This is a genomic window from Gordonia sp. IITR100 (assembly GCF_002009645.1).
Taxonomy (GTDB): Bacteria; Actinomycetota; Actinomycetes; order Mycobacteriales; family Mycobacteriaceae; genus Gordonia; species Gordonia hongkongensis.
Genome location: NZ_MVKV01000013.1, coordinates 23,361 through 35,208 on the forward strand (window position 1 = coordinate 23,361; position 11,848 = coordinate 35,208).

The 11,848-nt window shown below is 67.5% G+C and carries 11 protein-coding genes; 3 read left to right on the plus strand and 8 right to left on the minus strand.

The window, feature by feature from the left end:
* Positions 1–43 precede the first annotated feature (43 nt).
* Positions 44–697 carry a TetR/AcrR family transcriptional regulator gene (locus B1818_RS16910; RefSeq protein ID WP_078113401.1) on the plus strand — a complete coding sequence of 218 codons (654 nt, stop codon included), beginning with the start codon at positions 44–46 and terminating at the stop codon, positions 695–697.
* Between the two features lie 15 nt (positions 698–712).
* On the opposite strand, the gene B1818_RS16915 is transcribed toward B1818_RS16910, so the two are convergent.
* From B1818_RS16915 to B1818_RS16925, 3 genes are all read right to left on the minus strand, one after another.
* On the minus strand, positions 713–1,333 hold the full coding sequence (locus B1818_RS16915) for a nitroreductase family protein (protein WP_078113402.1): 621 nt from the start codon (positions 1,331–1,333) through the stop codon (positions 713–715).
* A 75-nt stretch (positions 1,334–1,408) separates the two neighbouring features.
* Positions 1,409–1,819: an NUDIX hydrolase gene (locus B1818_RS16920; RefSeq protein WP_058251539.1), complete on the minus strand. Its 411-nt coding sequence runs from the start codon at positions 1,817–1,819 to the stop codon at positions 1,409–1,411.
* The gene (locus B1818_RS16925) at positions 1,816–3,288 is read right to left on the minus strand and encodes a carboxyl transferase domain-containing protein (protein ID WP_058251540.1); all 1,473 of its coding nucleotides are present in this window, start codon (positions 3,286–3,288) and stop codon (positions 1,816–1,818) included. The genes B1818_RS16920 and B1818_RS16925 overlap by 4 nt, the downstream gene beginning before the upstream one ends.
* Before the next feature lie 155 nt (positions 3,289–3,443).
* On the opposite strand from B1818_RS16925, the gene B1818_RS16930 reads away from it, so the two are divergent.
* A complete protein-coding gene (locus B1818_RS16930; protein ID WP_058251541.1) occupies positions 3,444–3,908 on the plus strand; it encodes an SRPBCC family protein in 465 nt (154 codons plus the stop codon).
* On the opposite strand, the gene B1818_RS16935 is transcribed toward B1818_RS16930, so the two are convergent.
* The 4 genes from B1818_RS16935 to sucC all read right to left on the minus strand — a co-directional run bounded on the left by B1818_RS16935 (position 3,892) and on the right by sucC (position 7,285).
* The gene (locus B1818_RS16935; protein ID WP_058251542.1) at positions 3,892–4,404 is read right to left on the minus strand and encodes an RDD family protein; all 513 of its coding nucleotides are present in this window, start codon (positions 4,402–4,404) and stop codon (positions 3,892–3,894) included. The genes B1818_RS16930 and B1818_RS16935 overlap by 17 nt on opposite strands.
* Positions 4,401–5,111: a hypothetical protein gene (locus tag B1818_RS16940; RefSeq protein ID WP_223258814.1), complete on the minus strand. Its 711-nt coding sequence runs from the start codon at positions 5,109–5,111 to the stop codon at positions 4,401–4,403. Before B1818_RS16940 ends, B1818_RS16935 begins: the two co-directional genes overlap by 4 nt.
* A gap of 93 nt (positions 5,112–5,204) precedes the next feature.
* Positions 5,205–6,107, minus strand: a complete 903-nt coding sequence (gene sucD, locus B1818_RS16945) for a succinate--CoA ligase subunit alpha (protein ID WP_058251543.1) — start codon at positions 6,105–6,107, stop codon at positions 5,205–5,207.
* A 14-nt stretch (positions 6,108–6,121) separates the two neighbouring features.
* Complete coding sequence (gene sucC, locus B1818_RS16950) at positions 6,122–7,285, minus strand: ADP-forming succinate--CoA ligase subunit beta (protein ID WP_010843609.1); 1,164 nt, start codon at positions 7,283–7,285, stop codon at positions 6,122–6,124.
* Positions 7,286–7,723: 438 nt separating this feature from the next.
* Between sucC and B1818_RS16955 the strand changes: the two genes are divergently transcribed.
* Positions 7,724–8,893 (plus strand): M23 family metallopeptidase, encoded by a 1,170-nt coding sequence (locus B1818_RS16955; protein ID WP_058251544.1) that lies wholly within the window; start codon positions 7,724–7,726, stop codon positions 8,891–8,893.
* 332 nt (positions 8,894–9,225) lie between these two features.
* Here the strand turns inward: B1818_RS16955 and B1818_RS16960 are convergent, their stop codons facing one another.
* Positions 9,226–11,727 (minus strand): UvrD-helicase domain-containing protein, encoded by a 2,502-nt coding sequence (locus B1818_RS16960; RefSeq protein WP_058251545.1) that lies wholly within the window; start codon positions 11,725–11,727, stop codon positions 9,226–9,228.
* Positions 11,728–11,848 lie beyond the last annotated feature (121 nt).

Consider the following 11,848-nt stretch of genomic DNA (forward strand, 5'->3'; position numbering starts at 1 on the left):
CTGCATCTCGTCCGCACGCGCGAACGCGTAGAGTTCGGGATCGATGTCCGCGACGCATGAACCGCGCGAGGACGAATCGGAGATCACGAATCGTCCGCCGACGCGCCGAACCCAGGCCAAGGCGGCCCGTCGTGCCGAATTGCTGTCCGCCGCCGCCCACCAGATGGCCGAGCGCGGATTCGCCGGCGTGCGACTGGAGGACATCGGCCGAGCCGTCGGGGTGAGCGGCCCGGCCATGTACCGCCACTTCTCCTCCAAGACCGAGCTTCTCGACGAGATGCTCATCGACATCAGTCAGCGACTGCACGACGGCGGCAGCGAGGTCGCCGACCGCGGCGGCTCACCGTCGGAAACCCTGGTGGCGCTCATTGGCTTTCACATCGACGTCCTCGTCACCCGTCCCGACCTCATCACGGTGCAGGATCGGGACCTGCCGTCGATGACCCCGGACGCCAATCACCGGGTCCGGCTGCTGCAGCGCCGCTATGTGGAACGGTGGGTGGACGTGCTCCTCGCGGTGGTCGACGAGAACGGGGGCACACTCGACCGCGAGGAAGCCCGCGTGCGCGTTCACGCGATGTTCGGGCTGCTCAACTCCTCGCCTCGCCTACCCGACTTCGACCAGGACGGACTGCGCCGGCTCCTGACCGCGATGGCACTGGCGGCTCTGCGGTGTGAGGTGCCGGATCACAAGTGATCCGGCACCTCGCGCTCACCAGCCGTCGATGTGGAGGACCGAGTCGAGAGACTTCCGCGGCGCGGGCTTGAAATCGGTGCCCTTGCTGTAGGCCACCGGCAGCAACACGCCCTGATGGATGTTGGCCGGGATGCCGAGGAGCTCGGCCACCTCTTTCTCGTAGTTCAGGTGGAGGGTCGTCCACGCCGATCCGAGGCCGCGAGCACGCAACGCCAACTGCAGGCTCCAGGCACCCGGCAGCAGCGAACCCCAGACACCGGCCTGGTTACCCGCCGGCAGGTCGCCACCGGTGTAGATGGCGCCGATGACGAGCACCGGGACCTGACCCATCGTGTCGGCGAGGTACTGGGCACTGGAGGCGACGCGCTTGCCGGTCTCATCCCGCGGGGCCTGGCCCGAGTAGTACTTGGCGAACGACTGCGCGTAATAGTCCGCGACCTTCTGCTTCAGCTCGGGATCGGTGAGCACGATCCAGTGCCAGGTCTGGCTGTTGCTGCCGGTCGGTGCCTGCAACGCGACCTCGAGCGCCTCCTTGACCACGTCGAGCGGCACGGAACGCTCGAAGTCGAGACGCTTGCGCACCGAGCGGGTGGTGGTGAGGAGTTGGTCAGGGTCCAGGGGCAGTAGATCGGTCATCCCTCCATCCTGCACAAAACCATGTCCGTGCACCACGTCGGCCCCGCTGCGCCGGGACCGTCGGCGGGTGCGCCGTCAGGGCGACTCCGGCGGCAACACACCGGCCTGCTCCAGGTACTCCACCAACCTGTTCGTGACCTTCGCCCGACGGACCTCGGCCGGTGTGAAGTACGCCGCGTCCGCGGCGTCGTCACCTGGACGTAGTTCCCCGGAACGGATCTCGGCACGGAAGTCGTGGACCTCGTACACCCGTCCGTCGCCGACCGGGATCTCGAGTTGGATGGCCGGTTCGCCGACCGTCACCCGCAAGCCGGTTTCCTCTTCGACCTCGCGGACCACCGCCTGCTCCAGCGACTCCCCGGGCTCCACCCGGCCGCCGGGGAGGCTCCAGTGCCCGGCCGACGGCTCGTTCCGCCTCAGGATCAACAGGATCCGTCCTGACTCGTCGGTGATGAGCGCCCCGACGGCGACGGTGCGCGCGCTCATCGCGCGTCTTTCGTCGGCACGCGTGTTCGTGCCTCGTCGTCCGGAACCGGCGATCCCGCGAGATACCGGCCGATCCAGTCGCGGATCGCCGACAGCGCTTCGTCGTCCGATCCGGCGTCGACGACGTGGTCGATCATGCCCTGCGCGGCCATGCGCCCGGCGAGAATGCCCTGCCGCGAGGCCATCTCACCGGCATGGTCGAGATCACGGTGCACGATGAGACTCGCTCCCTCGGGCGGCAACGGCGAGAGCCAGGCGTCGGCGCGCGCCACCCGGACGTCGGCGGGGAACAGCGCGAGCGCGGCGCCGCCCGCACCCTGCCCGAGGAGGACCGAGACCGTCGGCACGCGCACACTGAGCAATTCGACTGTGCAGCGCGCTATCTGCGCCGCGAGGCCACCCTCCTCGGCGACGACCGACAGTTCCGCGCCCGGGGTGTCGATCACGGTGACCACCGGGAGTCCGAGGTCGTCGGCCGCCATGATCGCCCGCCGCGCCTCGCGCAGATGTCGCGGCCCCGGGAGGTTCCCCGCCTCCTGTGACGTCCGGTCGTAGCCGACGACCAACGCGACCCGACCGTCGAAGTCGCTGAGCGAGAAGCGCAGTGGCCCGGCACCCGACAGTGGCGCCGAATCCCCGCCGGCCAGGAACTCGACCAGGCCCGCGCGTCCGGCCTCGCGGGTGGCGAGCACACAGGCCCAGGTGTCCTCCGACTCCCCCGACTGCGTGCGCTGCGGACGTACCGTCACCGAGTCGTCCGACGACGGCCGGTCACGCGCGTCGAGCAGTCGCAGCACCGCGGCGAGGCGGGCCGGCAGATCGACGGGATCGACCACGTCGTCGACAACCGTTGTGCGGACCAGATTCTCCGCGGTCTGGACATCGGCCGGAAAGGGCTCCCCGTACAGGCCTTCGTAGACGCGCGGCCCGAGAAAACCGATGAGCGCTCCGGGTTCCGCCCAGGTGATGTGGCCGAGCGAACCCCACGACGCGAACACCCCGCCCGTGGTCGGATGACGCAGGTACACCAGGTAGGGCAGGCCGGCGGCCTTGTGGTCGGTCACGGCACCCGTGATGGCAACCATCTGCAGGAACGCCGCGGTTCCCTCCTGCATCCGGGTGCCTCCGGAGGCGGGATACGCCAGCAGCGGGAGTCGTTCGCGTGTCGCGCGTCGGACCGCTGCGACGATCCGGGCCCCCGCATCGCGCCCGATCGACCCGCCGAGGAACTCGAACTCCACCAGCACGATCGCCACTCGCCGGCCGCCGATCGCGCCGGCGCCGGTGGTGACCGATTCGTCCGAACCGCTCTTTCGGCGTGCCCGGTCGAGCTCGATGGCATAGGTGTCGTCCGCACCATCGGACGTCGTCGCGGGCTCACCGACCGGCGCATCCCACGGTTCCCACGTGTCGTCGTCGATGATCATCTCGCGCAGGTCTGTCGCCGTCAGCCGTGCCCGCTCACCCATGCCTCACACCGTATCCCGCCACGGCCGGGTGGCTCCGGCCTGACGTCGACCCCCGGCGACGCCCCGACGCGATGATTTTCGTCGGCGCCCGGTGTCATACTCTCGTCAGCCCGACACCCGTTCCGTACCATCCGACCGATCTTCCGGGGGCCCGCATGTCCGACACCTTCCGCATCACCCGATCCACCATCGTCGACGCACCGCCCACTGCGGTGCTGCCGTACCTGGTCGACTTCCACCAGTGGGTGCACTGGTCGCCGTGGGAGGGCGTCGACCCCGACATGACGCGCGACTACTCCGGTGCGGAATCCGGTGTCGGCGCGAAGTACGCGTGGTCGGGCAACAAGAAGGCCGGTCGCGGCGCCATGGAGATCACGCGCGTCGACGAGCCGCGCGAGGTCGAGGTGCACCTTGCCTTCGAGAAGCCGATGAAGGCCACCAACACCGTCACCTTCGAACTCGCGCCGGAGGGACAGGCGACGCGGGTGTCCTGGACGATGGTCGGCGCACAGACGTTGTTCAGCCGCGTGGCAGGGTTCTTCGGCATCTTCGACAAGATGCTGGGCAAGGACTTCGAGAAGGGACTGACTCAGCTCAAGGCGGTCAGCGAGAGTAGATGACCCGGGTGCGCAGGAGGACGTCGGCCACCGACCGCCGACGCCGGTCGACGACCACCCACACCAGACCGATCGCGAAGAACGTACAGAGCAGGGCGCGCAGCACCGCGATGGTCGGCCGGATGCGTGCACCCTCTGAATTGACCACCCGCAGGCCCATCACGACCGACCCGAGGGTGCGTCCGGAGACCTCCCAGCACGTCGCGAGGTAGAGCACCGCCACCAGCACGAAGCCGGTCGTGGTGAAGACCAGATTGACCTCCGGCAACGAGAATTCGCTGACCGAGAGCACGAACTTCATCAGGGACAGGCCCGCATAGGCGGCACCGAGGATCGTCCAGACGACGAGGAGGTCGAGGAACGAGGCGACACCCCGGCTCACGATGCCCGCGTTCTTGTCCCGGTCCTGCACCGCATGGGCCTTGTGCACGGGCGGCAGACCGGGCGTCGTCGGGGACGAGTTCTGCAGCGGCTCTGTCGGTTTCGGTTCCGCGGTCATCGTGGCCCCTCCTCATCGGGAGCTGCCTCGATGGCCGCGGCACCGCGGCGACGCAAGAATCGGTTGACCGCGTTGGCCACCGCGTCGTCGGCACGTTCGCTGGTGCTGCGCACGTCGGTCATCACATCGGCGGTCACCGACGTGCTCGCCTCCCGGATGATGTCGGGGAGGTCGACACCGTCGATGATCTCTTCGGCGAGTCCGATCAGGTCGACGCGCCCGAGGATGGCGTCGATGTCGATCCGGGCCGCGATCGCGTCGATGTCGATCCGGGTGGCGACGGAGTCGAGATCGACCTTGCCGATCACCCTGTCGAGGTCCACCAGATCGATCGCCGCCATCAGATCCACCTGTGCGACAGCCCGATCGAGATCGACCGTGGTGATCACCTCGTCGATGTCGATGAGTGCGAGGACCTCGCTGATGAGTCGTTTCAGGTCGACGTGGGTGAGGACGAGGTCGGTGAGGTCGACCTCCTCGACCAATGCGTCGACGACCTCACGGATGACGACTCCCAGAACGGCTCGCGTCGTCGAGACCACCACGGTGACAGCGGTGTCGGCGGCCTCGGCCAGCCGCGCACGGACGGACCCGACGACCCCGCCCGCGAGGGGTAGACGTTCCGCGACGTCGGCCACCACCCCGGCGAACCGCATCGACTCCCCTGCCAGCTGGGAGATCGCGCCGCGTCGCGCCGGGGAGTTCACCGACGAATTATCGCACGCGCCGATCCGGTCGGTCGGCCCACGAAAAAACCCGAGCGGGCAGACCCGCTCGGGTTCTTCGGTTTCCGTGACTTCTTACAGTGCCTCGTAGAGCTCCCGCGCCAGCGCGGCGGTCTCGGACGGCGTCTTGCCGACCTTGACGCCCGCAGCCTCGAGGGCTTCCTTCTTGCCCTGCGCGGTGCCCGCACCGCCGGAGACGATGGCGCCGGCATGGCCCATGGTCTTGCCCTCGGGGGCGGTGAAGCCCGCGACGTAGCCGACGACGGGCTTGGTCACGTTGGCCTTGATGTACTCGCCGGCCTTCTCCTCGGCGTCGCCGCCGATCTCACCGATCATCACGATCAGCTTGGTCTCGGGATCCTTCTCGAACGCCTCGATGGCGTCGATGTGGGTGGTGCCGATGACCGGGTCGCCGCCGATGCCGATGGCGGTCGAGAAGCCGAGATCGCGCAGCTCGTACATCATCTGGTAGGTCAGGGTGCCCGACTTGGAGACCAGACCGATCGGCCCCTTGCCGGTGATGTTGTTCGGCGTGATGCCCACCAGCGCCTCACCCGGGGTGATGATGCCGGGGCAGTTGGGGCCGATGATGCGGGTCTTCTCGCCCTTCTCCACGTTGTAGGCCCACGCGTAGGCGGAGTCCTGCACCGGGATGCCCTCGGTGATGACCACGAGCAGCGGGATCTCCGCGTCGATGGCCTCGATGATGGCGTCCTTGGAGAACTTCGGCGGCACGAAGGCGATCGAGGTGTCGGCCCCGGTCTCCTTCATGGCCTCGGCGACCGATGCGAACACCGGCAGCTCGACGTTGTTGCCGTCGGCGTCGACGTGCGACACGGTGGTGCCGGCCTTGCGCGCGTTGACACCGCCGACGATGTTGGTGCCGGCCTTGAGCATCAGAGCGGTGTGCTTGGTGCCCTCACCGCCGGTGATGCCCTGGACGATGACCTTGTTGTCTTTGTTCAGAAAGATCGACATATTCCGTGGCTCCCTTACTTGCTCGCCAGCTCGGCGGCCTTGTCGGCGCCCGAGTCCATGGTTTCGGCGAGCGTGACCAACGGGTGGTTCGCATCGGCCAGGATCTTGCGGCCTTCGTCGACCTTGTTGCCGTCGAGGCGTACGACCAGCGGCTTGTTGGCGTCGGACCCCAGCTTCTCGAGAGCACCGACGATGCCGTTGGCGACGGCGTCACATGCGGTGATGCCACCGAAGACGTTGACGAAGACGCTCTTGACCTGCTCGTCGCCGAGGATGACGTCGAGGCCGGCAGCCATGACCTCGGCCGAGGCGCCGCCGCCGATGTCGAGGAAGTTCGCGGGCTTCACGTTGTTGTGCTTCTCACCGGCGTAGGCGACCACGTCGAGGGTCGACATGACCAGTCCCGCGCCGTTGCCGATGATGCCGACCTCGCCGTCGAGCTTGACGTAGTTGAGGTCGTTCTCCTTGGCCTTGAGCTCCAGGGGATCGGTGGCGTCGCGATCCTCGAACTCCTCGTGGCCGGGCTGACGGAAGTCGGCGTTGGCATCGAGGGTGACCTTGCCGTCGAGGGCGAGGATCTGATCGTCCGGGGTGCGGACGAGCGGGTTGACCTCGACCAGGGTGGCATCTTCCTTGACGAAGACCTCCCAGAGCTTCGCGATGGTGACCGCTGCGGCGTCGAGCACCTCGGCAGGCAGATGGCCCTGCTCGGCGATCGAGCGCGCGGTTTCCAGATCGACACCCTTCACGGCGTCGACGGCGACCCGCGCGAGGCGCTCGGGCTTGGTCGCCGCGACCTCTTCGATCTCCATGCCACCCTCGACCGAGCACATGGCCAGGTAGGAGCGGTTGGTGCGATCGAGCAGGAAGGAGATGTAGTACTCCTCCGCGATGTCGCTGGCCTCGGCGACCAGCAGCTTCTTGACGACGTGGCCCTTGATGTCGAGGCCAAGGATGTTGGAAGCGTGGGACTGCGCGTCGTCCGGGGTCGCGGCGTACTTGACGCCGCCTGCCTTGCCACGCCCGCCGGTCTTGACCTGCGCCTTGATCATCACGGGCTTGCCGATTTCCTCGGCGATCGCCCGCGCATCGGCGGCATCATCGGTCACCCGACCGGGTGTGGTGGGAACCCCGTGCTTGGCGAACAGTTCCTTCGCCTGGTATTCGAAGAGATCCATTCAGCTCACCATCTCGTAGATTTGCCCGCGCAAGGGTGTAATGCGGGCCATATCGGACTCTAAACCTGTCGGGAATCGCCACCCCGCGCGCACCCTGCGCTTGTGCGACAGATCACTCGCTCGGTCGGTTCTCACAGTATTGACGTCGTGACGTGAGGTCCGCAGCGTCGGTCCGACCCCATGAACTGCGACGACCGCAGAATTCATCGGCGCGCGGTCTTCACAGGTTGAATTTGCTGTAGTGAACAGAAAATCCGGCAATTTCCATACTTGGCGACCAGCCATGTGACTCAGCTCACAATATGCCGGTTTGTCGCTTTCTACGGTTGGACTTGCCGCAATCATTTCGTTACCGTCGGCTCTCAGCGGTGGTCACAGAAGGATTACGGACGGTGACTTCGATCCGCCGGCGACGAGATGCGGTAGCGAAGAGATGAGGTGGACGATTTGGCGGGACTCGGTGTCTCACGCGGATCGGGCCGCGTCCGATCGGGCGGGTTGATCGATGACGTCACAGCGGAAGAGATGACCACGATCATCCCCCTTGTCGACACCGACGATGCGGCCGGGTACGACCTCACCGACTACGAGTTCGACTTCGCAGACTCCGACACCTCCACTCGCGAGCACTCCGACGCCGGCTGGACGCCGTCGTCGTGGCAGGGCTACTACCGTCCCACCCGTTCGGAGATCACTCAGGACATCCTGATCCCCGAGCACGAGTTCGATCAGTACGAGCACGACGAGCCGTTCGACGTCGAGGGCGCCGAGCTCGACATCTTCGACGGAGGCGAACTCCGTTCGCTCGACGACGACGATCTCGACGACGACACCGAGCATCGCCCCTTCCGGACGAATCCGGCCGGACAACGGGTCCGGCGTGGCGGCAAGCACCGCATCGCGGCGCCGCCGAACGCCCTCAAGGGCGGACGCGCAGCTCTCATCGCCATGGCCGCCGGCGCGGCCGTCGCCGCGGTCGCTCAGGTCGGCACGAGCGACGAGGCGCCCGCACCCGTGAACGCCGCGGCCGTCAACGACGCCACCGCCCCGGGCGCCGCACCCGCGGAGCTGGGCCCCGGCGTCGCTGCTGCGACCGCACAGACCGACCAGATGAACGTCTTCACCAATCAGCTGGGTGTGGGCGCCAAGATGGCGGCGGACCAGGATCGTCGCGAGGCCCTGGCCCGGCGCCCGCTCTTCACCTCGCCGATCCCGCTCGGCAGCTACGACTTCACCTCCGCCTTCGCGATGCGCTGGGGCACCATGCACGGCGGCATCGATATGGCCGCTCCCCTCGGCACCCCGATCCACGCCGCCACCGACGGTGTCGTGATCAAGGCCGAGCCCGCGTCGGGATACGGCCACTGGGTTCAGATCCAGGCCGCCGACGGCACGGTCACCATGTACGGCCACATGGCCTCCTCGGGCGTCCTGGTCACCGAAGGCCAGCGCGTCACCGCCGGCGACGTCATCGCCCTGGTGGGCAACGAGGGCTTTTCGTTCGGCCCGCACCTGCACTTCGAGGTGTGGAAGAACGGCAACACCAAGATCGACCCTGTGCCCTGGCTCGCAGCCAAGGGCGTGAAGCTCTCCGGTTACACCGGCTAGCAGAAGGGCCCCACAGGTCGCGTCGAGCCACGAGGGGTTGGCGACGCGGTCTCACCAGGACCCTTCGTGACGGCCTCCGCAAGCTCCGGCCTCCTCAGGGAGCAGTGGTTGGGCCCGCTCCGAGCACAACGAGTTCTTTCGTAGTCCACGATGGCCGTCAGGCGCGGTTGCTGAGGGGCGAGCTCGCGCGCGTCACGAAGGGCATTCGCAGTCTCGGTTGCCAGGACCCTTCGTGACGCGCCCTCCGCAAGCTCCGGGCGCTCCTCAGGGAGCAGTGGGGGTCACTTCTTCCGGATCAGGGAGCGGGGCGTGCGCTCCTTGCGGACCCAGCCCTAGAGCTTGTCCCCGGGAATCCCGCCCGCGGTGAGAAGTGTGACGCGTCCCGCGCTGCCGCCGTAGTCGATGGTGACGCGTTCGGTGGCGCCGCTGCCCTCCTTGGCCACGACCTTGCCCATGCCGTACTTCGGATGGTTGTGTCGGTCGCCGATGTCGAGCTGAACCTGCTTGTTGCGTCCGCGGGCCGGATCCGACGAGTACGACGAGCGGCCACGGCCCATCGACGAACCACCCGAACCGGAGAATGCCCCGTCGCGGCCGAACACGCCGCCCGACGATCCGCCGAAGCCGCGCATGGAGCGCTTGGGTTCGGTTCGGCGCCAGTCGACGAGGTGTTGCGGGATCTCTTGCAGGAAACGGGATTCCGGGTTCGACACCGGTTGCCCCCAGGAGGCGCGGGTGACCGACCGGGTGAGGTACAGACGCTGCTTGGCGCGGGTGATCCCGACGTAGGCCAGGCGCCGCTCCTCGCTCAGCTCGGCCGGGTCGCCGAGCGCGCGCATGTGCGGGAAATGACCGTCCTCCCAACCGGTGACGAAGACGACCGGGAACTCGAGGCCCTTGGCGGTGTGCAGGGTCATCATCGTGACCACGCCCTCGCCCTCATCCGGCACCTGGTCGGCGTCTGCGACGAGTGAGACCCGCTCGAGAAACGCTGCGAGCGAACCGGGTTCGGGCTCGCCCTCGCGGTCCACCTCGACCTCGGGGTCGTCGGCATCGGCGTCGACCTGCGCGGCGTCGGCACTGAATTCCCGTGCCACGGCGACGAGTTCGTTGATGTTGTCGAGGCGTGCGCCGTCCTGTGGATCGTTGGACGCCTCGAGTTCGGCGCGGTAGCCGGTGCGCTCGACGATCGCGTCGACGAGTTCGCCGATGTCGGCCGACTCCTCTGTGGCGTCGAGGAAGGCCACATCCGCGTCCTCCGAGCCGGCCTCGCCGAAGTGGGTCAGGAAGTCCGACCGGAGCCCTTCGATGAGTTCGACGAACCCGCCGATCTGCTTGACCGCCCGCGTGTTGAGCAATGCGACCTTGCCCTCGGCAGCGTCCATCAGCGACTCGTAGAAGCTCCGTCCGGTGTTCTCCGAATGCACGGCGACGCAGGCTTCCGCGCGATCGCCGATACCGCGCCGAGGCGTGTTGAGAATCCGGCGCAGGCTGACCGAGTCGTCGGGGTTGGCGACCACCCGCAGGTAGGCCACCACATCCCGCACTTCTTTGCGCTCGTAGAACTTGGTGCCGCCGACGACCTTGTACGGAATCCCGTGCCGGACGAACACCTCCTCGATCGCACGCGAACCGGTGTTGGTGCGGTAGAACACCGCGATGTCGGAGTATTTGTGACTCGACGACCCGCCGATCGAGTAGTCGGTGAGTTCCTCGATCTCCTTGGCGATGAACGTCGACTCGTCGCGGTCGGAGTCGGCGACGTAGCCGACGATGAGTTCGCCGTCACCGGAGTCGGTCCACAACTTCTTCTCGCGCCGGTTGGAGTTGCGCGCGATGACGGCGTTGGCCGCCGACAGGATCGTTTGCGTCGACCGGTAGTTCTGTTCGAGCAGAACGGTTTCGGCGGACGGGAAGTCGCGTTCGAACTCCTCGATGTTGCGGATGGTGGCACCGCGGAAGGCGTAGATGGACTGGTCGGCGTCGCCGACGACGCACAGCTCCGAGGGCTCCAGACCACTCGCGGTGGTCTGCTCCCCCACCAGTTCGCGGATGAGCACGTACTGCGCGTGGTTGGTGTCCTGGTACTCGTCGACGAGAACGTGACGGAATCGGCGCCGGTAATACTCCGCGACCTGCGGATGCCGATGCAGCAGCGCGACGGTCTCCCCGATCAGATCGTCGAAGTCGAAGGCGTTTGCGGCGCGCAGACGGCGCTGGTACTCGGCGTAGATCTGCGCGATCGTCGTCGACGTCGGGTCGTCCTCGGGCGCCGCGGCCAGCGCCTCGTCGGGCGAGATGAGTTCGTTCTTGAAGTTCGACACGGCCACCGAAACGCCGCGCGGGCTGAACTTCTTGGGGTCGAGGTCGAGGTCACGGATGACCATGCCGAACAACCGCTTCGAGTCGTCGGCGTCGTAGATGGAGAAGTTGGAGTTCATCTTCTCCAGCAACCCCGACTGCGCCCGGAGGATGCGCACGCATGTGGAGTGGAAGGTCGAGACCCACATGTAGGCGGCGCGGGGGCCGACGAGGTCGATGACCCGCTCGCGCATCTCCGCGGCGGCCTTGTTGGTGAAGGTGATGGCCAGGATCTGCCCGGGCGTGACGTCCCGCGCGGCGAGCAGGTAGGCGATCCGGCGGGTCAGCACCGCCGTCTTGCCCGAGCCCGCGCCCGCCACGATCAGCAACGGCGCGCCGGCGTGGAGCACCGCGGCGCGCTGTTGCGGGTTGAGACCGTCGAGCAGGCGCGCGACCCGGTCGTCGGCGGCCGCACCCGAGGGAGCGGCGCCCGCGCGACCGGCGAGAAGAGGGGCAGAAGAAGAGCTGTTCATCGGTTGTCCAGGTTACCCGCCACCGCCGACAGACCCCCGTCGGCCGGTCCGCTCCACCCCGGCACGTGGTCGACCGAACAGCCGACCGGCCCCGTGGGTTGAGGCCCCGATCGCCGTGTCC

Bases quoted from the DNA above. Each gene is read 5' to 3' on its own strand.
- sucC (WP_010843609.1), bottom strand. From the start codon at position 7,285: ATGGATCTCTTCGAATACCAGGCGAAGGAACTGTTCGCCAAGCACGGG.
- B1818_RS16920 (WP_058251539.1), bottom strand. From the start codon at position 1,819: ATGAGCGCGCGCACCGTCGCCGTCGGGGCGCTCATCACCGACGAGTCA.
- B1818_RS16925 (WP_058251540.1), bottom strand. From the start codon at position 3,288: ATGGGTGAGCGGGCACGGCTGACGGCGACAGACCTGCGCGAGATGATC.
- B1818_RS16960 (WP_058251545.1), bottom strand. From the start codon at position 11,727: ATGAACAGCTCTTCTTCTGCCCCTCTTCTCGCCGGTCGCGCGGGCGCC.
- sucD (WP_058251543.1), bottom strand. From the start codon at position 6,107: ATGTCGATCTTTCTGAACAAAGACAACAAGGTCATCGTCCAGGGCATC.
- B1818_RS16910 (WP_078113401.1), top strand. From the start codon at position 44: ATGTCCGCGACGCATGAACCGCGCGAGGACGAATCGGAGATCACGAAT.
- B1818_RS16935 (WP_058251542.1), bottom strand. From the start codon at position 4,404: ATGACCGCGGAACCGAAACCGACAGAGCCGCTGCAGAACTCGTCCCCG.
- B1818_RS16930 (WP_058251541.1), top strand. From the start codon at position 3,444: ATGTCCGACACCTTCCGCATCACCCGATCCACCATCGTCGACGCACCG.
- B1818_RS16915 (WP_078113402.1), bottom strand. From the start codon at position 1,333: ATGACCGATCTACTGCCCCTGGACCCTGACCAACTCCTCACCACCACC.